This window comes from Herminiimonas sp., from assembly GCF_030655415.1.
The window spans coordinates 339,156-359,436 of record NZ_JAURVN010000004.1; the positions used below are offsets into that span (position 1 = coordinate 339,156).

Genomic DNA, 20,281 nt, shown 5'->3' on the forward strand with positions numbered 1-20,281 from the left:
GTTGGTATAAGCAGCACATCTACGAAAGTATGAAGCGCTGCTTATACCAACAGTCAGCGTGCGGCCAATTCCTGCTCAGATGTAATCTGCAACGGACCATCGCCGCTGAATCTATCCAGATAAAGATAAATCACCGGCGTAATCAACAGCGTGATTACTTGCGATACCAGCAAGCCACCAACCACAGCCAAACCTAAAGGCTGACGCAACTCTGCGCCAGCACCTAAACCCAGAGCAATCGGTAACGCGCCCACGGCGGCCGCTAGCGTCGTCATCATGATAGGTCGGAAGCGCAAAATACACGCGGTCCGAATTGCTTCTGCCGGCGTCATACCTTGTTCGCGCTGCGCAGCCAGTGCAAAGTCGATCATCATGATCGCGTTCTTTTTCACCAAACCGATCAATAGCAAAATCCCGATCACCGCAATCATCGTCAATTCAAAACCAAAGATGCGTAGTGTCAGCAAGGCGCCAACTGCAGCAGAAGGCAAACCTGCAAGAATCGTGACCGGATGTATATAGCTTTCATACAAAACGCCGAGCAAAATATAGATCACGACCAGCGCCAACACGACCAAGGCAATTTGACTGCTTTGTGAAGACTGGAATACCGCGGCATCACCGGCATAGTTGGTTGTAATGCTGGCAGGGAAATCAATCGCATTCTTGATCTGATCCACCTTCTTGGTTGCATCACCAAGTGGTACACCCGGTGCCAGATTGAAAGACAGCGTAATCGCCTGCAATTGGCCTTGATGGTTGACCGAGATTGGACCCGCAGTACGCTTGACCGTCGCTACGCTTAACAAGGGCACTAGCGCCCCGGTTTTGCTGCGTAGATAAATCTTACCCAGCGTCGATTCATCCTGCATACCCGCGCTGTCATCCTGCATGATCACCGAGTAACTATTGCTGCTGGTATAAATTGTCGAAACCTGGCGGTCACCGTATGCACTGTAAAGCGCGGTACGAATATCGGCGATGCCGACGCCCGCCTCATTCGCGCGATCGCGATTGATTTCCACCACTGCCTGCAAACCCTTCAACTGGGAATCGCTGGTGACATCAATGAAAGAACCATCTGCCTTCATCTGCGCCTGCATTTTGTCGGCCCAGGTGTTCAATTCTTCCGCACGCACGCTTTGTAAAACGTATTGAAACTGGCTCTTGGAACTACGCCCGCCTAATCGCAAATTCTGCACCGGCATCAGATAAACCGTCGCGCCTGGCACCGCTTTCACCTTGCGACGTAAATCACTTAAAACTTTATCCATGGACGCGCGTTCGGAGCGCGGTTTCAAGCCGATAAACATATTGCCGACATTGCTATCGCGCGCACGCGCCGTCGAGGTTGCCACGTTCGGATCTTTTTGAACGATGTCGGAAACTGCCGTCACTATTTTGACCATGGTCGGATAAGACGCATCCTGCGGACCTTCAATCGTGACGCTAATTTGGCCGATATCTTCAGATGGGAAAAAACCTTTTGGGATCGTGATGAATAAAAACGCGGTCAACACAAACGTCCCGGCCGCCACCCACAACATGAAGACTCTATGTGCGAGCGACCAATCAAGCGCACGTGTATAGCTGTCGAGTACGCGATTGAAGCCCTTCTCGAAATTGCGACTCAACCAGTTTTCTTTTTCCGGTGCGTGACCAGTGCCATCCTGTTTTTCATGCTTAAGCAAACGGCTGCACATCATCGGCACCAGCGTCAATGACATGACTGCCGAAACCATCACTGCCAATGACACCACGGCGGCAAATTCATGGAACAACAAACCGATTACGCCCGGCATGAAAAAGATAGGAATAAAGACGGCGACCAGAGAAATTGAAATCGAAATAATCGTGAAGCTGACTTCGCGCGAACCTTTCAATGCTGCGGCCAAAGGATCCATGCCGTCTTCTATATGCCGCACGATGTTTTCCAGCATGACGATCGCGTCATCGACCACCAGCCCGACGGCAATCGTGATGCCGAGCAGTGAGATATTGTCGAGGCTGTAACCAAACCAATACATCAGCGCGCAACAACCGATCAGAGAAATCGGTAATGACAACACTGGAATCAGAGTCGCGGTCAGTCGCTTCAAAAACAGGAAGATCACGAGCACCACCAATGCGATGGTCAATACCAAAGTCAGTTTGACGTCATGAATCGCCTCGCGTATTGAGACTGAACGATCATTCAAAACCTGTAATTCGATGGACGCTGGCATCTGCAATTTGAATGCGGGCAATGTGCGTTTGACGCCATCGACTACAGCAACCGTATTTGCATTCGGCTGACGCTGCACAGCGAGAACAATCGAAGGTTGACCGTTAACCCAGCTGCCGCTCTTGGTCGATTCCACACTATCTTCGACTATCGCGACATCTTTCAAACGTGTGGTTTGTCCGTTAGTGCTGCTGATGACCAGATTGCTAAATGCTTCGGCATTTTTCAGTTGTTCATTCGCCTGCAGAGTCAGCGTTTGGCGCGGACCGTCCAGTACACCGACTGGCGAATTGGCATTCGAGGCGCGCAACGATGTAGCAATTTCATCCAGCGTCATATTGCGCGCGGCAAGTTCATTTGGCTTGACCTTGATACGCACTGCATAGCGTCGTTGACCGTATACCTGAACCTGCGCCACACCTTCAATCGTCGACAAGGATGGCGAAATCAGGTTTTCTGCATAGTCGTTCAGATCGGATAAAGAAATCGATGGCGACGTCAGCGACAGCAACAAAATTGCCGCATCGGCGGGATTGACTTTGCGGTATGCCGGCAAGTCATTCATCTCGTCCGGCAAGCTGCGTTGGGCACGCAGCAATGCTGCTTGCACATCTACTGCAGCGGCATCAATGTCACGATTTTGATCGAACTCCAACACGATGGACGTATTGCCGAGAGTGCTACTGGAACTGATGGTGGCAACGCCGGCAATAGTGGAAAATTGTTTTTCCAGCGGCGTGGCGACAGACGACGCCATGACTTCCGGACTGGCACCGGGCAAGGATGCCGTGACGTTAATAATCGGCGTGTCGTAACTAGGCAAGGCCGCAATCGGCAGCTTGAAATAACAAAAGATACCGATCACCACTACTGCGATCGATAAGAGCACGGTCATGACCGGCCGACGTATACAAAGTTCGGAAATGTTCACTGGATAATCAGCCGGGCAATAACACTGTGTTGATCAATTTAAGGTGCAGGTAAAAAACATGCGCCAGCATTTAGAAAATGTTGGCGCAAGCTGCGAACTTGGGATGCGACATATTAATGAACTGGAACCGACGAGTTTGCAGCAGCAGGTGATTTATCTTTGGCCTCGCTGATTTTTCCACCAGCGCGCAGATTTTGCGATCCTTCAACCACAACCCGCGCATTGGCAGCCAGACCAAGGACCGCGGCTTGCCCATCTTCAATCGCCACGACTTCAATCTTTTGTTCCTTGACCGTTTCATCTGGCTGCACCACGTAGATGAATTTATATTCCGGCCCGGTGACTACCGCTTGCGCTGGCACCAGCACGGCATCCGTCACATTGCGCGAAACCATATTCACAGCGACGAAAGTGCCCGGCCATAATTTTTGCGATGCGTTATCGAATTGCGCCTTCATGCGGATCGTGCCGCTTTGGGTATCTGCAGTGTTATCGATAAAGATCAACTTGCCGGTTATTTCCGGCTGCCCCTGTATTTGTACTTTAACGGGTGCATTCCCTTGCGGATAAGTCGCAGTGATATTGGCCAACTCACGCTCAGGCAAAGTAAAACTCACAGCAATCGGATCAAGCTGAGAAATCGTCACCATCGCTTCGCCGGAAGGCTGCGCCAGACTGCCTGGATGCACACTGATAATCCCGATGCGGCCAGAAATACTCGCTTCAATGCGATTATCGCTTAGCGCGATATTGCTGGATTCTGTAATTGCCTGATTTGCCTTGACGGCGCTACGCAAGGATTCAACCTTGTTGCGCGAAGTATCAACCACTGCCTTGGAAACAAAATTGCGCGCGAGCAGATCTTCATTCCGTTTCAGCGTCAGCTCGGCATCGGCCAAATCCGATTGGCCGGCGGCGAGTTCGGCGCGTGCTTTTGCCACATTCGATTTATCGCTGCGTTCATCCAGAGTAAACAGCAATTGGCCGGCTTTGACGAACTGCCCTTCCTTGACGTGGATGGTGCGCACGATGTTCTGTACTTTAGGCCGCACGTCGACTGTATTAATCGCTGTCACATAACCGTTTGCCAAAACCTTGATCGGAATCGTCTTTTGTTCGGCGATCGCCGTTTTGACGATTTGCACGTTATCAGATTTTTTGCCATTCTCTGCGGGACCGCGCAAAGACAGATAAGCAGCGCCACCAAGCACCACGACTGCCAAGCCTATCAAAAGATATTTTTTCGTTTGTTGCATGCTGACTATTTAGTGTGATCAGGTGAAATGAACTGCACAAAAAGCAATTCATGAAAATAAGCGCAAGTGCCAACGTTACCAAGCATCAATTCGTTAGCTATACTAACTGCTAGCTTAACATGCCAATTATCATTCATCGCAACAGGCTGACGCAAATGACAGCAAACACTCAAGCCGATCTGACCGATTACCAAACCGAACTCGGACAAACCATAGGCGACATCTCGCGCGCCTGGCGTTATCAGATGAACCAGCGCCTCAAACCGTTCGGCCTGAACCTTTCGACACGCCAAGTCCTATTACAGTTGCATAGACATCCAGAAGGTTTGATGCAACGAGATCTTGCGCGCAAGCTCGGGATCGAAAGCCCTACACTGGTTCGCCTGCTCGACATATTGGAAGATAAAGAATGGATACAGCGCACCGCATCGAGCGACGACAAGCGACGTAAATACGCGGTATTGACGCCCAAGGCCAACGAGCAATTGAAAATTATCGAGAAATTATCGAAAGAACTACGGGCGGAGATGATGCAAGGCTTGTCGATTAGCGAGATCGAAAGCAGTACGCAGGTGATGCGCAGAATGAAAAGTAATTTACTGCCGGATTAGTACAAGCTGAATTGTATAAATTAGAGAATCACAGAGCCGACTAAATCATTTAGCTTGGAAAAACTCAACTCTTGTGACTGTCTATATAGACGTTACTTTGAGAAGAAATTTGAAATGTATAGCAACGAGATGTCTGGCTATACATATAAAAGATAAGAGGCGAGCCTGATCTGCGGCACTTGCAGGAAATGACTGTGGCTGCTTCGTTCCCGACCTGACCAGGTTGGCCATGCCGCAATGCGCAGGGGCCCGCCGAGACGAATTTTAACAGCAAAGAAAGAAGCGCGCTGCAGGAATGTGCTGCTGCATCACTGCAATTTTTCAGAAAAATACTAATTCATATATAAAGGGCCGCTCTTTCAAGCGGCCCTTTAGTTCGTCGGCATTTCAACAATGCCCTACTACTGCATTGATTAAATCGCCGCTTAAATTCCCAGTTCTTGCCAGATCTGATCAACGCGCTTCTTGACCTCATCAGTCATCTGTATCGTGGTGCCCCACTCGCGACTGGTTTCGCCCGGCCATTTATTCGTTGCATCGATACCCATCTTGCTACCCAAGCCACTGACTGGCGAAGCAAAATCCAGATAATCAATAGGCGTGTTATCAACCAGCGTCGTATCGCGAGTTGGATCGACGCGGGTGGTAATCGCCCAGATCACTTCCTTCCAGTCACGGATATTCACGTCTTCATCGACCACGATGATGAACTTGGTGTACATGAACTGACGTAAGAAACTCCAGACGCCAAACATGACGCGCTTGGCATGGCCGGGATAGGCTTTCTTGATCTGCACCACCGCCATCCGGTAGCTGCACCCTTCAGGTGGCAGATAAAAATCCAGGATTTCTGAAAACTGCTTTTGCAGTAGCGGAATGAAGACTTCATTCAGCGCCACGCCCAATACGGCCGGCTCATCCGGCGGCTTGCCTGTATACGTAGAGTGATAAATCGGATCGCGCCGCATCGTGATGCGGTCGATCGTGAAGACAGGGAAAGAATCCTGCTCGTTGTAATAGCCGGTGTGATCGCCATACGGACCTTCCAGCGCATGCTCGTAGCCGGACGGATGCGATTCATCTGGATAGATATGCCCTTCCAGCACGATTTCTGCTGTGGCTGGCACGCGCAATTCGCTACCAATCGCCTTGACCAGTTCGGTCCGGCTGCCTCGCAGCAAACCGGCGAATTGATATTCCGACAAACTGTCAGGCACCGGCGTGACTGCTCCTAATATAGTAGCGGGGTCGGCACCGAGAGCGACCGCGATCGGATAAGGCTGACCGCGATTAACAATACTGTGCTCGCGAAAATCCAGCGCGCCACCGCGTTGCGCCAGCCAGCGCATGATGACTTTATTGCGGCCAATAATCTGCTGTCTATATATACCCAGATTTTGACGCTTCTTGTGCGGACCTTTGGTAATCACCAAACCCCATGTAATAAGAGGCGCGATATCGCCGGGCCAACAATGCTGAATTGGCAGTCGCGCCAGATCAACGTCATTGCCTTCCCATACGATTTCTTGGCATGGACCGCTGCTACGTTCTTTGGGAGCCATATCCCACAACGACTTCACCAATGATCCAAGACCCAACATATCCTTGAATCCCTTCGGTGGTTCCGGCTCTTTCAGCATCGCCAGCACATGACCGATCTTGCGTAATTCGCTGACGTTGGTCGCCCCCATTCCGAGGGCAACACGCTGCGGCGTACCGAAAAGATTGCCGAGTACGGGAATTTTATGGCCGGTAGGCTGCTCAAACAAAAGTGCCGGGCCTTGGGCACGCAGAGTGCGATCGCAGATCTCCGTCATCTCTAAATACGGCGAAACTGGCATGTTTATGCGCTTAAGTTCGCCCATCTGTTGCAACTGAGAAATAAAGTCGCGTAAATCTGAATATTTCATATTTTTTCGCCATTTTGCACAGTGCACTTGAATTTTCAAATAAAACGGCCAAGTACCTGATTCACTTAGGTTTTACCGGACTAGCAGTGAAAACTTAAGACTTAAAAGTAATAGAATTTCGTTTTTATAGTATTGACTTGATATAAACGGCCTCCTACAATTCGCGCAACTTGAAGAGCAGGCCCGTATTTGAACACCAAACCGGGCAGAAAAGAAACCCTCTTCATTTCACGGGATCGGGGTCCCACATGACATTTTAGGAGTGTTTTGCAAAGGCTTCTGCCTTCCCCCCGAATAAAGTTGTTTGCCAAGGGCATGCCGCATACGATGCGCGCCCGATAAGTAATCAACTCCGACGCTTGCAGTACGCGACACGCGACAGTAAGCGATTTCTCTGATTCACGGCATGTGCAGGGTTCTACAGATAAGCGTCATTTGTAGTGGAGCCCTTTATTTGCCGCGTCAATCCTGGAGTTTTGCATGTTAAATCGAATCAACACGGCGATGCGTCAAGTCGCCAACCAATCAGCACGACAGGCGATCGCAAAAGCGATCTCCGTCCGCAGCACACGTCTAGTTTCAACAGGACGTAACGCAGTAATGGCTTTGGGCCTGACTGCCATTGCCACTCTCGCCTTGATGTTTTTCAAGCCAGAAATTGCAGATCGTATTCAAGCTCTGTCGCCATTCAGCGAAGCCGTTGCATCACCAGCACCTGAAGAAATGCCAGCTATGGCCAATCTGATGGATGAAGCAGCCGGCGCTGCCGACACCGAAGAAGCAATCGCGAGCGTATCCACTGGCAACAACGCCATGATAGGCACCGACTTGCAACAGCAACGCGTGACGCAATGGATCTCCAAACGCTATCGCGTCGCTAATGACGCTACCAATATGCTGGTTTCTGCAGCCTACCTGACTGGCAAAGAAGTCCAAATTGATCCTTTGTTGATTTTGGCAGTGATGGCTATCGAATCGCGCTTCAATCCATTTGCAGAAAGCCCGGTCGGCGCGCAAGGCCTGATGCAAGTCATGTCAAAAGTGCACCACGATAAATTTGCTGAAATGGGCGGCACTCGCGCTGCCTTGAACCCAGTCGCCAATATCCGTGTCGGCGCCTTGATCCTGAAAGAATATGTAGCACGTGGCGGCTCAGTTGAAGCTGGCCTGAAACGCTATGTAGGCGCAGCAGCAATGGATAGCGACGACGGTTACGGCGCAAAGGTTTTAGGCGAATACGATCGCTTGAAAGCAGTTGCTGGCGGCAAACGCGTATCGGCTTTTGCCACAATGGCAAGCCGTGCAGCGCCACGCATCCAGCCTATTCCTAATGCCGTACCGGAAAAAACTGCTGACATCAACAACGAAAAGACAGCACTCGAAGATCGCGCACGTCGTCAGGCGAATGTCGCGCAATACACTTCGCTGTAATTTATTCGATACCAAAGTATTAAATGACGTCGTAAAAAAAGGAGCCCTCGGCTCCTTTTTTATTTTCCAGTCTTTCGATTTCTACATATTGATGAGTTTCAGGCTTTGCCGCGCTTTTCAAAAAACACCCGCAAACGCTCTACCGCCTCCTGCAGATTTTCCATCGAGGTCGCATATGACACACGGATATATTGGCGCGCAGTCGATGGGCCAAAATCCAAGCCCGGCACCATCACCACTCCCGCCTCATTCAACATCGCTATCGTCAGGCTATCCGCGTCATCAGACAAAGCGCTGCAATCGGCATACACATAAAATGCGCCGTCCGGCATCACAGGCACTTTGAAGCCCAACCCTTCCAGCGCGGGTACGATGTAATCGCGACGACGCCTGAACTCGGCCTTACGCTCTTCATAAACAGCAGTCGCTTCTGGCTCAAAACAGGCCACGCCAGCGTGCTGCGCCAAACTGGATGGGCAGATAAACAGATTCTGCGCCAATTTTTCGATAGGCTGCACCAAAGCTTCTGGCACTACCAGCCAGCCTAAACGCCAGCCCGTCATATTGAAATATTTGGAAAAGCTGTTGATCACAATCACATCATCGCCCAGCGAGAGCGCAGAAAATGGCGCGGCATCGTAACGCAAGCCATGATAAATCTCGTCAACGATCGTGAAGCCGCCCTTCTGACGCACGACCTCTACAATCTGCCGTAATTCATCTTCTGCTATTGATGTACCGGTCGGGTTCGATGGCGATGCCAGCAAGACGCCGCAAGTTTGCTCACTCCAGTTTTCACTCACCATCTGTGCCGATAATTGAAAACGATGCTCGGGACCGCTCTCTATTAATTTAGAGGTGCCGTCAAAAGCGGCGACAAAATGTCGGTTGCATGGATACGAAGGGTCGGACATCAACACTTCCGCGCCCTTCTCCACCAACGCCGCGCAAGCCAGCAACAAAGCGCCGGAAGCGCCGGCCGTCACGATGATGCGCGACGGCGTAACTTCAACGCCATATTTATCACGGTAATGTTTGGCAATTGCTGCACGCAACTTAGGCAAGCCAGTTGCCGACGTGTATTGCATCTTGCCGTCCGCCATGGCTTGCGCCGCGGCTGCTTGCACCGAAGGCGCAGCGGTAAAATCCGGCTCGCCTATACCCATGTGAATAATATGGCGCCCTTGCCGCTCCAGTTCAGCGGCCATCTTTGCCAATTCCATGACATGGAAAGGCGCGATGTTATCGAGACGAGATGCGAGTTGAGTCAGGTTTGAAGACAAGCTAGTTCCTCAATGAAAACCGCCACCTGTGTCCGATGATGGAAACCAGGTGGCGATGTTTGTACTATCGGCGTTGGATCAATCCGCCTGGATAAGAATGAAGTCGGCAAACGCCGAATTATCCCTTGCGACCGGCGTTGATCTCAGGCTCACGCACGCTTGCAGCAAATTTATCCAGCACTCCATTCACATACTTGTGGCCATCAATACCGCCGAAGGATTTGGTCAACTCGACTGCTTCGTTGATGACAACTTTGTATGGAATCTCGATGTGATTCTTCAGTTCGAAGGCCCCGATCAACAACGCTGCATGCTCGACTGGCGACAATTGCGCAATCTCGCGATCGATCAAAGGCGACAGACCTGCACGCAATTCACCGACTTGCTTGACGGTGCCGTACAGCAGCGCATCGAAATGCTCAGCATCAGCCTTGTCGAAGCCATGCGCCTGACGAATATGCGTTTCGATCACGCGTACGTCTTCGTTGTTCAATAGCCATTGATACAGGCCTTGCAACGCAAATTCACGCGCGCGATGACGCGGCGTACGGTTTTTGCTTGGATTAGCGTGGTCGGTTTTTTGGGTCATGGCTCACCGCACTTCATTTCAGAAGGCGCAAAAAGGTTAAAAAGCGCGCACTGCAAGCAGGCGATAAAACAATTAAGGCGGACGATTACTCTTCTGCGTCGCCAGCGTCGGCCAGATCTTCCAGCGCAATGGTCAAATTCGCCATCTCGACAGCGACACGGGCCGCATCGGCACCTTTTTCAGCCATGCGTGCTTCCGCTTGTTCGTCAGTATCGGTCGTCAATACGGCATTCGCAATCGGCAAGCCGAAATCGAGACCGACGCGTGTGATGCCTGCGCCGGATTCATTCGATACCAATTCAAAGTGGTAAGTCTCGCCGCGAATCACTGCTCCGATGGCGATCAAGGCATCGAACTGTAGGGTTTCAGCCATTTTGCGCAGAGCCAAAGGAATCTCCAGCGCGCCCGGGACCGTGACGTGCAAGACGTCTTCGTCTGCTACACCCAAATGCTTCAGCTCGGCCAGGCAAGATGCCAGCAAACCGTGGCAAACGTCTTGATTGAAACGCGCTTGCACGATGCCGATCCGCAAACCTTCTCCTGCCAAATTCATATCGTAGGTGCCAACTGTCATGGTATTTCCCTTCATGCGCAAAGCGCTGGATACATTGTTACTGATTTAATTATTGATTCAACTTTACTGCATTTCAATCTTGTTGAAATACCAGCTTGTCTCTTGATTTAATTAACTAATTTTGCAAAAATTGAACGAACAATCAGTTCTCTGGTGTTGCCCGATAACCAGTTACTTCCAAATTGAAGCCTGTCATCGATGGCATTTTGCGTGGGTTCGCCAGCAGCTTCATTTTGCACACAGACAGATCTTTCAAAATCTGTGCACCGATACCGTAGGTACGTAAATCCATACGCGCCGCGCGCTGCTGAGGACGAATATCAGGATTGGCCAGTGCTTCAAATTGCGAAAACAGCTCATCGGCCGACTCTTCGCAATTCAACAAAACCATCACCCCGCGCTCGGATTGCTTGATCGCAGCCATCGCCGAAGCCATATTCCACGAATGAGTGGTCGCCTTGGTTTCCAGCAGGTCGAGGATGGAAACCGGCTGATGCACGCGCACCAAGGTTTCTTCACCGGGTACGATTTCGCCATGCACCAGCGCCAGATGCGCGCCGCCGCTAGGCTTGTCGCGATACAGCACCGCCTGGAAACTACCGTGCACGGTTTCCATCGTGCGTTCCCCGATACGATCGACAAAGCTTTCATTCTGGCTACGATAGTGGATCAGGTCGGCAATCGTGCCGATTTTCAAATCATGTTCTTTGGCGAATTCGATCAAATCTGGCAGACGCGCCATCGTGCCGTCATCCTTCATGATTTCACAAATCACCGCAGCTGGTGTCAAACCAGCGAGTTCAGCAAAATCGCAACCCGCTTCGGTATGCCCGGCGCGCATCAGCACACCGCCCTTTTGCGCTTTCAAAGGGAAAATATGGCCAGGCTGAACGATATCTATCGGCTTGGCGTTCTTGGCGACAGCAACCTGAATAGTTTTAGCGCGATCCGCAGCGGAAATCCCTGTCGTCACGCCCTCGGCGGCTTCGATAGATACAGTGAAATTGGTACCGTACGAGGTGCCGTTACGCGAGGTCATCATCGCCAAAGCAAGTTGATCACAGCGCTCTTCGGTCAATGTCAAACAGACCAGACCGCGGCCGAACTTGGCCATGAAATTGATCGCTTCCGGTGTGACAAACTCGGCCGCCATCACAAGATCGCCTTCGTTTTCACGATCTTCTTCATCGACCAGGATGACCATACGGCCGGCACGCAATTCTGCAACGATTTCTAAGGTAGATGAAATGGACATAGCGGTTTCTCGGAATAGGCCGCTATTTTAAAGGATTTGCCGCCTGTCAGACCGGCAATTGTGCGATTGGCACCAAAGTAAACACCCGCTTTGCCATGCAGCGCTTATATAAAAGCACTATGGCAGCGAAAACGGGATTCCCGCCGAATGGGCAAGACGAATAAATTACAGCGTCCGCTTGGCCAAGACAACTTCTGTTTCATCGCCTTGATATTGCAAGGTGCACTCCACACCCTTTCTTTCCGTCTTCAACATGCTTAAATTGCCTTCGGTACTTGCTTGCCATTTGGAACCGCATACCGGAGCTAGGCTGACTTTTAAATTTTCCAAAGTTGCTGGATCACGACCAACCATTTTGGTCCCAAGGGTGATCTCTGCGATCTCTAATTTGCCGTTTTCGTGATAGCGCGTATTGACAGACTTGACCCCGTAGCCCTTCCACGACGACTCGGATTGAAGACCACCTTTGTCCGTGAACGCAGCAAACTGATCCTTGTTGCTCTCACCTGGACGCAATGACTTCTCCAACACGTTGTCTCCAAATGGAAGCGGGAGGTCGAAATAGATTGATAAAGGAAAATACATGACTGTCACTGCAATCAAAATGAACAACGCCGATTTGAGGGGTGATTCAGGAGCGCTCTCGCCAGATTTTGTGTTATCCAAAATGATTCCTTTATGTTTAAAATTAATGAGTGTGCTCAGTTCGCACTTGTTAAGAAATCAACACAGGGATGCCAGCCAAGGCTATTCCTTGCCGAGCAAGTTTATGCTGCGCGAATATTCAGTTTTAGATGGTGTAGCTCGCGTTGAGATCAGCCGCGGTTAAGCATGACTACTCTGCTCTTGCGTCCATAGCGTAACGGCCAATTATTTAGTTTGCCGCTGCTAGCATTCTTTCCACATAACGCGCGATCAAATCGATTTCCAGATTGACCTTGCTACCGACCTTCAGATGTTTGAGTGTCGTGACTTGCACTGTATGCGGAATCAAATTCACAGAAAATGCACAGGTGCTGGCGTGATCCTCAATAGTGTTGACTGTCAGCGACACACCGTTGATGACGATAGAACCTTTTACCGCGATAAATTTCGCCAACTCTCTCGGTGCATCCACCACCAACAACCAGGATTCACCTACAGGTTCGAACTTTTGCACGGTGCCCAAGCCATCTACGTGACCGGATACCAGATGACCGCCCAAGCGTTCTGACAGGGTGACGGCTTTTTCCAGATTAACTTCACCAATAGCGTCCAGGCCTGCGGTGCAATTCAAGCTTTCACGCGAGACATCCACGTCGAACGCGCTATCTGTTTTGCTCACCACGGTCATGCATGCACCATTCAATGTGATCGAATCGCCTAATGCGACATCTGCCAGCGGTAAACCGCCAGCGTGCACAGTCAAACGATGTCCGGCAGCGTCGTCGCCTAGTGGAGAGATTGCGGTGATTTTGCCGACTGCGGCGATGATTCCTGTAAACATGGCGGTATTTAATTAAAAGTAAATAAGTAAGAGTTTTTAAGCAAAAATAATCAGCTGAAGCGAGCGAGGATACGCAAATCGGCGCCTATCTGCTTGACCTCATGAAAAGTCAGATTTTTCTTTTGCTCCAGCGATTCGATTACTGGCAAATTGAACATGCCATGTGCATCGCCCAATAAAGTAGGTGCCAGATAAACCAGCAACTCATCGACGCAACCTTCGCGTATCAGCGAGCCATTTAATTTGGAACCGGCTTCCACATGCAACTCATTGATTTGGCGCCGTCCCAGTTCCAGCATTAGCGCCTGCAAATCAACTTTGCCACTGGCATTTGGCAAAACGATTACTTCGTTGCCGAGATCGCGCAGAGCTTTTTCTTTTTCCGGATTTTCTTCTGCTGCAACGATCAACGTACCGCCACCGCTTAATACACGCGCATGCGAACTGATCTGCAATTTGCTATCGATGACAATACGTTGCGGCTGACGCGGCGTGTCGATTGCACGCACGGTCAGTTGCGGATCATCTTCCATCACGGTACCGATGCCGGTCAAAATTGCACAAGCGCGCGCACGCCAGTAATGGCCATCCGCTCGCGCTTCATCACCTGTTATCCATTGGCTAATGCCATTTTTTAACGCTGTCATGCCATCCAGACTAGCGGCGCTTTTCATACGGACCCAAGGTTTGCCGTGTTGCATGCGCGACAGAAAACCGATATTGATTTCGCGCGCATCATCTTCCAGTACGCCGCATGCGACTTGTATGCCGGCAGCTTCCAGCCGCGCCAGACCTTGGCCAGACACCAGCGGATTAGGATCGGCAATCGCGGCCACCACACGTGCTACGCGCGCCCTGATCAAGGCATCGGCGCAAGGCGGTGTACGACCGTGATGGCTGCATGGCTCCAGCGTGACATAGACGGTAGATCCTTCGACATCGAAACCTTTGTCCGCGGCATCGTTCAGCGCTTGTACTTCAGCGTGCGCATGTCCCACCGGCTGCGTGTAGCCGGTGCCGATAATTTGGTTTTCCTTGACGATGACGCATCCGACGCGCGGATTGGGCGTCGTCGTGAACATGCCTTTGGCTGCCAGTTCCAATGCAAGGCGTATCCCTTGCACGTCGCTATGAATTTCCACGAGAGTCTTTATCTAGAATGATGGATGACGAATACAACGGCCCGGCGACAAAACAAGTCAGCAGCTTGAAGCTTCCTTGTCCGGATCGCATACGCGAGCCCGTCCGAGAAAATTGATTACGACCTTACGCGATTTTGGGCCCGCTTCAAGCAGCCAGTTCCCGGATTGCGAAGTCTGACTATTCGCATTGGTACGCGTACGGCCAGTACCGTTGTATGCAATATATTGTACTTTCGAATCGGTGAAGCTGGGCGTGATCCTTACATCTCTATGCAACTCACCATGCGAATAAATCATCGTTTCATTCTTGTCGGGCCGTTGATTATTGTTTTCATCGACAAAAATTACCCAGCCATTGGTCCACTTCGTACCATCTCCGGAGGGCACCATATCGACGCGTACACCGCGATGTATTGCTTCTGAACGTGTCAAATTAACCGCCATAAACAGTGCATTCGTTGCCGTGATCAATCGATGGTTTTGTATCATCGCCTGATAGCTCGGAATACCGATCATCATAAGAATGCCGGCAATCAGCAATATCACCATCAACTCAACGATGGAGAAGCCTGTATGACGCGATTCACTATGCGACCGATATCCCGACCGCATTAGTGAACTAGTATTACCAGCAGCCATCTGCTTCTGCCGTTTTCTCGCCGCTACTATTCAAGCTTAATTTGCCGCATTTTGGATCGCGATAATGTACATTGACCTTGGTGGTTCCCGGCTGTGCTGTCACCAAAACACAATCACGCAAGCTCTTGTCCTTGCATGACTGCGCACTTATTTCATAGAAGCTGCTTTGCGCATTCTCTCCAGAAAACCAGCTGAATCTCTTTTCGTTTGCATCGATAGATGTAGAAGAAAACGTGAGGTAAGTAGTATGTAGCGAGTAGTAGCGCTCTTGCTGCTGCATGGTCTTCATCAGCGCGGCCCGTCCTTCCGTTCTTTTGGTTTTCAATACCGATTCCTGATAGGAAGGGAAAGCAACCGCGGCCAGGATCGCAATAATAATCAGCGTGATCATCAGTTCTACTATCGTGAAACCACGAATACATTTGCAGGTCATCATCCCTCCTATTTTTTAATCGCTGATGTGCGCAATTCAACCCAGTTGACGATTTCGCGCCAACTCAGTCGGCCGGATATTGTTGTAGTTTCTGTTGCAGGTTTTGGAAGAGGCGAAGTCGTATCGAACTTCTCGCTGACAACTGGATCAAGCACTTCCAGCTTCTTTTTTACGCGACGCTTTCCCGTTCCATCGCGATCAGATTGTCCAGACGTTATGGCCATCACCATCGGAGCATTCACCAAGCTTGTGCTTATTAAATAAGCACTGAGGTTTGCGTAGGCAGGCAAGCCAGTGAGTGCATTGAGAACATACGAGCGTCCGCCATGCGGATGACACGGATTTATACTTGGAATTAGAGTATTGAAGAACAGGCTGCCATCCCTCACCAATGCGCTGCTGACACTACGCTCACCGGTTTTATTCGAATCCAGAAAATCGAAGTACCAACCTTTATCGCTATTACTGAAAAGACCGTACTTGATCACACTGCCACTGATTTCCAGCGCGTTCGCGTGAGAGCTAGCTGGCACCAACTTCCGTTCTAGCAATTGGCTGCGCGTGACAGTCTTGCCGTCCAGCGTATCAAGCACGCCATAGAATGATTGCGTTTTGAAACGCGCGACGTCCATATCAGCAGCTTCCATGAACTTACCCGTACCGAACAGCAGCAGATAAGCGCCATTTGGCGCATAGACTACTTGTATTTTCTGCGTAATGGCTTGTTTGTTCCCAGCCTGATCCATTGCAATAAACAATGGCTTGGTCGAAGCACTGCCGAGCGCATTGGGCCACGGCGCGCCAGCATTGAAATCGAAGCGCCAGATATTTCCCTGCAAGTCGCCGGAATAAATATAACTAACAGCACCATCTTCAGAAAGCGTCATGCTGGGTGCAATCAAACCATTTGCTAGATTCTTATCAGCGAGCGGAATAAGAAACTTGAAATAATTGGTGCCCAGCTTCCATGGCTGCGATTTGGCTTTATCGAGTGCCAGCAAGAACAGTGCGCCAGGTGCTTGAGGATTAAATTTCCCTGCGCCGTCATCCCTATAACTATTCACGCCACCTGCGACGACAGCAAAATCCCGATAGCTGGCCACACCTTTAACAACCTTGACTTTAAATTTAGCGATGAGCGGAGCAGCAACAACGTTACCGATATCTACATCGTCTGCATCGGTAAACTCCCATAGCGCACCCAATCCATTTTCGAATTGCTCTGGATTCGTTACGTCCAGTGCAAATACACCTTGCGCACCGCCACCCAAACCGGATATGAGTATCGTCTTCCACTGATTATCAACGCGTGCCTCGCCTACTGCAATCGCGCCATCGACATAAGGACGATAGACGCCATTCGGCAGCGTCAAGCCACTCAAATTCTTGAATACAGCTTGAGGAATATACGCAAACAGTTCTTCCCCATTAATCGCATCAAATGCATGCAGCATGCCATCGGCTGCTCCCACATAGACTACAGATCGGCGCCCCTTGTTTGCATCATAGAAAGCTTGGTGGTCACTATCTTGTAGGCTGGTGGATGGAGCCCCAACAAACACCGGGACACCATGCACAATCGCACCAAGAATGCGATCACGTGGACGAAAAATACCGCCCGCATTCACCAGTTCGTATTGACGCACGCCGCGCAAATAATTCAGTCGTTTTTCACCAAGTTGATCGGTGCTGCCATTGACAGGAGAGTTATTCAGCAATGCTTTCTGCGCAAGTGACAAATGCACCCACAGAAACGGAATCGTTAGCGATGACTGATTTGCTGCAAGCGTTGATGTGTAGATATGGCGAGCTTCTGGCGCTGGTTTTGCTGCAGTCCGTGCGAGGCCTGTCAGTATGTCGGCGGCGTCCCATTCAGCATTGGATGCGATCTGAATCGCACCTTCAAAAGCATCAAATCCCAAGCGATATTTTTTCAAGCTTCCGCTCCATGTCTGCGGATTAAATGCCGCTTGATAGATTGAAGCGCCATTGCCAGAAATGGTATTCGCCGAGGTTGTTGTCCCAGAAGTGGTCAAGCTGTTTAACGGCTGCGTCGAGCAATGAAGGCTAGTCAACGGGTCGGTTTGGATTGCCACTTCCGACACAGCGGCGTGGGAAGGCCGACAGAAAATAAAGAATAACAATCCCATACATGCACTAACGTTGACAGCATGTCGCGTCATCAGTGTCATCAATGCGTCTTGCGATAAACCGTTTGCAATGCGACCTGTGTCGTCTCACTCGCTCCAAATCCAACTGCGGTAATACGATAGAAATAACTGGTTTCATCAGCACGCGCTCCTGCCGATTTGTACTTCATCAGCTCGACTATGTAACGCGGCAATTTTTGCGGCAAAGAACCGTTTGCAGTGTGAAACAACTGTCCGGTAAATCGTCCATACGGCACGGAGCTGTTTGTACTCTCGGCATCGTCCATGAAATTAACGATATGCCAAATTGGTACTGCGCCAATTTCCGAGTGATGGCATAAGCCAAGATAGCGATTCTGCCCACCATTTCCACATGCGGCACCTGCTTCACTCGGGAAACCAATTGCACTGGCATTGGAAAACAAATCGCTACGCGATCTGCCAGCATCTGGCGAATGTTCAATATCCAGTTCTGCATCCAGCAATGCCGCTTCCGCCGCTTGAAATGCAATTTGACGATCTCTATCGTTACGGGATGTTTTCTCACCTTGTATAGCAATCTGTGACGCTGCAATACTTAGCATTAAAACTACCAGCAGAATAAGCAAGGTCGCTACCAAAGTCATACCATTTTGGTGGCGTCGAAAATAGAAAAATTGCATGTTCATACACCGTTTCCAGCAGGATCATTCCGCAACTGAATTGTGTGCGTGAATATTTTCCTGATTCGGTTTCTGCTTGCGCTCGGCAAGGCATCTTCCCTGATACGCACGCCTTTGTCCGTAGTCGCATGCACCTTACTGTAATCCGTTCCGAATAGGTTGTACTCCGTCGTAAGTACATCGTCGCGCGCTGTTTGCGAACCACGCACTAGCAAGGAAAATTTAATCGCTCTTACTTTCTTCCAGGCAGTTTTGCGCATCTTGTCAGTTGCGCGTGAAACCGCATTGTCACCAATCAGCAATAATTTATCGTCCAGCGCATCTATGCTGGCAGCATTTAGAAAGTGGTCAGGCGAACCATTACCGTCCGTATCAATTCCATACAAAACCTGGAATGATTCCACGCCACGCGCGATTGCATCCGCATTCCAACTAGTTTTCGATTGATACTTGCAACGCAATTCAGGTTCGCCGGTACTGTCCTTGGCCACAAAGAAAATACTCCAACCACGGTCTTGATCAGCAGTTTGAGTAGAAGCAGGGCCAGCCACCGCCAAGCCCGCACAGTTAAGAATCGCGCCCTCTTCGCCATACGTGCTCTCGCCAAAGAAACGTAGCGCAAGCACGTCACTGCCATTGACGACATCAGCCGATGTCGCACCCTCCAAACCAGCGCTGTTTTTCTTTAATGTCATGGCATCCATACCCATCACGTTTGCACTGAACTCCGCGCCGGCGAGAGACGGCATGCTGGCGCTATTCCAATTTTCATATCCAGCTTGACGCACATTGCGCGATAACACTTCCATCGCATAGCGTCCTGTTTCGTGGATGGAGGCATTCTGATCTTGCATCACATAACCGCTCTTGCTGGACAAAAGCAGACCTGTAGCTGTGAGCAGAATGAATAAACCCAAGGTGATAGCGATCATCAGTTCAGTGATCGTCCATCCCTGCTGATGTAAAAAGATATTTACTTTGGTGGTACGACCATAGGTATTCATCTTGAATAGGCCGTAACGGCCAGCACCATGCTCGGTGCGATGAATGAATCTTCTTGAGAGGGTTTATTACTGAAGATCTTTTCTTGCCAGCCGATTTTGATCACCAACGGCGCAATCATCAAGGCGTTTGATGCGATTGCACAATCCCACTCAAATCGCTTCGCGCTCGCATTCCACGGCGAAGCATCGCGACAAATGCGTACTCGTCCACCTGGAAAATCCGCATCAATATGTTGCAACAATTGATCGATATCAAATCTAGCCAGCTCTTGTGTATTGCAATCGCCGTTAGAACCATAACAAGCAAGAGTGCCTGAATGGCTAGATGCCGAGGAAGATTGATAATCGACTTGCAGATAGGGATTCGCGTTGTCTGGTAAACGCATTTGCTCGGCATTGGCACGCATAGCGTCAGCCATATCCGCCCCCAGATACAAAGCGCGCGTTTGATATGCAGATTGCTGCGCCGTACGTAAAGCATGCAGATGCATGCCGAGTGCACCGATAACGCCAACGCTCAAAATAAAAACCGAGATCAATACTTCGATCAGGGAAAAACCATGTTCGGTTGATCTCATGCAATACCTTCCGCCAACGTGATTAATACAAAATCAGAAATACGGGATCAGGAATACAAGTGCAGAACAACTTCTTGCGAACAGCGATTTTTAAACAGGCCTGATTGTTGCAATATTTTTAAC

Annotated in this window: 19 protein-coding genes and 1 other RNA gene; 3 read left to right on the plus strand and 17 right to left on the minus strand. The window is 50.2% G+C overall.

Annotated features, from left to right (window positions below; genetic code table 11):
- Window positions 1–53: 53 nt before the first annotated feature.
- A complete protein-coding gene (locus Q7T66_RS04195) occupies window positions 54–3,155 on the minus strand; it encodes an efflux RND transporter permease subunit (RefSeq protein WP_304932043.1) in 3,102 nt (1,033 codons plus the stop codon).
- Window positions 3,156–3,268: 113 nt separating this feature from the next.
- Window positions 3,269–4,411, minus strand: coding sequence for an efflux RND transporter periplasmic adaptor subunit (locus tag Q7T66_RS04200; protein WP_304932044.1), 1,143 nt, complete (start codon window positions 4,409–4,411; stop codon window positions 3,269–3,271).
- Window positions 4,412–4,566: 155 nt separating this feature from the next.
- Between Q7T66_RS04200 and Q7T66_RS04205 the strand changes: the two genes are divergently transcribed.
- Window positions 4,567–5,022 (plus strand): MarR family winged helix-turn-helix transcriptional regulator, encoded by a 456-nt coding sequence (locus Q7T66_RS04205; RefSeq protein WP_304932045.1) that lies wholly within the window; start codon window positions 4,567–4,569, stop codon window positions 5,020–5,022.
- A gap of 155 nt (window positions 5,023–5,177) precedes the next feature.
- Here the strand turns inward: Q7T66_RS04205 and ffs are convergent.
- Together ffs and ubiD are read right to left on the minus strand one after the other, a co-directional pair.
- Window positions 5,178–5,276: signal recognition particle sRNA small type (gene ffs / locus Q7T66_RS04210), an RNA gene on the minus strand.
- 171 nt (window positions 5,277–5,447) lie between these two features.
- On the minus strand, window positions 5,448–6,932 hold the full coding sequence (gene ubiD, locus Q7T66_RS04215) for a 4-hydroxy-3-polyprenylbenzoate decarboxylase (RefSeq protein ID WP_304932046.1): 1,485 nt from the start codon (window positions 6,930–6,932) through the stop codon (window positions 5,448–5,450).
- Between the two features lie 480 nt (window positions 6,933–7,412).
- On the opposite strand from ubiD, the gene Q7T66_RS04220 reads away from it, so the two are divergent.
- Window positions 7,413–8,363, plus strand: a complete 951-nt coding sequence (locus Q7T66_RS04220) for a lytic transglycosylase domain-containing protein (protein WP_304932047.1) — start codon at window positions 7,413–7,415, stop codon at window positions 8,361–8,363.
- A 98-nt stretch (window positions 8,364–8,461) separates the two neighbouring features.
- Here Q7T66_RS04220 and Q7T66_RS04225 read toward each other — a convergent pair whose 3' ends face one another.
- From Q7T66_RS04225 to Q7T66_RS04245, 5 genes are all read right to left on the minus strand, one after another.
- Window positions 8,462–9,646 (minus strand): pyridoxal phosphate-dependent aminotransferase, encoded by a 1,185-nt coding sequence (locus Q7T66_RS04225; RefSeq protein ID WP_304932048.1) that lies wholly within the window; start codon window positions 9,644–9,646, stop codon window positions 8,462–8,464.
- Between the two features lie 118 nt (window positions 9,647–9,764).
- A complete protein-coding gene (nusB, locus tag Q7T66_RS04230; protein WP_304932049.1) occupies window positions 9,765–10,235 on the minus strand; it encodes a transcription antitermination factor NusB in 471 nt (156 codons plus the stop codon).
- 85 nt (window positions 10,236–10,320) lie between these two features.
- Window positions 10,321–10,809, minus strand: coding sequence for a 6,7-dimethyl-8-ribityllumazine synthase (gene ribH / locus Q7T66_RS04235; RefSeq protein WP_304932050.1), 489 nt, complete (start codon window positions 10,807–10,809; stop codon window positions 10,321–10,323).
- A gap of 142 nt (window positions 10,810–10,951) precedes the next feature.
- Entirely contained in the window at window positions 10,952–12,064 is a 1,113-nt protein-coding gene (gene ribBA, locus Q7T66_RS04240; RefSeq protein ID WP_304932051.1) for a bifunctional 3,4-dihydroxy-2-butanone-4-phosphate synthase/GTP cyclohydrolase II, read from the minus strand.
- A 165-nt stretch (window positions 12,065–12,229) separates the two neighbouring features.
- Complete coding sequence (locus Q7T66_RS04245; protein WP_304932052.1) at window positions 12,230–12,595, minus strand: hypothetical protein; 366 nt, start codon at window positions 12,593–12,595, stop codon at window positions 12,230–12,232.
- 52 nt (window positions 12,596–12,647) lie between these two features.
- Here Q7T66_RS04245 and Q7T66_RS04250 point away from each other — a divergent pair, with 52 nt between their 5' ends.
- Window positions 12,648–12,893 carry a hypothetical protein gene (locus tag Q7T66_RS04250; protein ID WP_304932053.1) on the plus strand — a complete coding sequence of 82 codons (246 nt, stop codon included), beginning with the start codon at window positions 12,648–12,650 and terminating at the stop codon, window positions 12,891–12,893.
- Between the two features lie 45 nt (window positions 12,894–12,938).
- Here the strand turns inward: Q7T66_RS04250 and Q7T66_RS04255 are convergent, their stop codons facing one another.
- From Q7T66_RS04255 to pilV, 8 genes are all read right to left on the minus strand, one after another.
- Complete coding sequence (locus Q7T66_RS04255) at window positions 12,939–13,550, minus strand: riboflavin synthase (protein WP_304932054.1); 612 nt, start codon at window positions 13,548–13,550, stop codon at window positions 12,939–12,941.
- A 50-nt stretch (window positions 13,551–13,600) separates the two neighbouring features.
- On the minus strand, window positions 13,601–14,692 hold the full coding sequence (gene ribD, locus Q7T66_RS04260; RefSeq protein ID WP_304932055.1) for a bifunctional diaminohydroxyphosphoribosylaminopyrimidine deaminase/5-amino-6-(5-phosphoribosylamino)uracil reductase RibD: 1,092 nt from the start codon (window positions 14,690–14,692) through the stop codon (window positions 13,601–13,603).
- A 57-nt stretch (window positions 14,693–14,749) separates the two neighbouring features.
- A complete protein-coding gene (locus Q7T66_RS04265) occupies window positions 14,750–15,331 on the minus strand; it encodes a GspH/FimT family pseudopilin (RefSeq protein ID WP_304932056.1) in 582 nt (193 codons plus the stop codon).
- Window positions 15,318–15,767 carry a type IV pilin protein gene (locus tag Q7T66_RS04270; RefSeq protein ID WP_304932057.1) on the minus strand — a complete coding sequence of 150 codons (450 nt, stop codon included), beginning with the start codon at window positions 15,765–15,767 and terminating at the stop codon, window positions 15,318–15,320. Before Q7T66_RS04270 ends, Q7T66_RS04265 begins: the two co-directional genes overlap by 14 nt.
- Before the next feature lie 5 nt (window positions 15,768–15,772).
- The gene (locus tag Q7T66_RS04275) at window positions 15,773–17,701 is read right to left on the minus strand and encodes a pilus assembly protein (RefSeq protein ID WP_304932058.1); all 1,929 of its coding nucleotides are present in this window, start codon (window positions 17,699–17,701) and stop codon (window positions 15,773–15,775) included.
- Window positions 17,702–17,955: 254 nt separating this feature from the next.
- Window positions 17,956–18,582: a pilus assembly protein gene (locus Q7T66_RS04280; protein ID WP_304932059.1), complete on the minus strand. Its 627-nt coding sequence runs from the start codon at window positions 18,580–18,582 to the stop codon at window positions 17,956–17,958.
- A complete protein-coding gene (locus Q7T66_RS04285) occupies window positions 18,579–19,580 on the minus strand; it encodes a PilW family protein (RefSeq protein WP_304932060.1) in 1,002 nt (333 codons plus the stop codon). Before Q7T66_RS04285 ends, Q7T66_RS04280 begins: the two co-directional genes overlap by 4 nt.
- Entirely contained in the window at window positions 19,577–20,158 is a 582-nt protein-coding gene (gene pilV / locus Q7T66_RS04290; RefSeq protein ID WP_304932061.1) for a type IV pilus modification protein PilV, read from the minus strand. Before pilV ends, Q7T66_RS04285 begins: the two co-directional genes overlap by 4 nt.
- Window positions 20,159–20,281 lie beyond the last annotated feature (123 nt).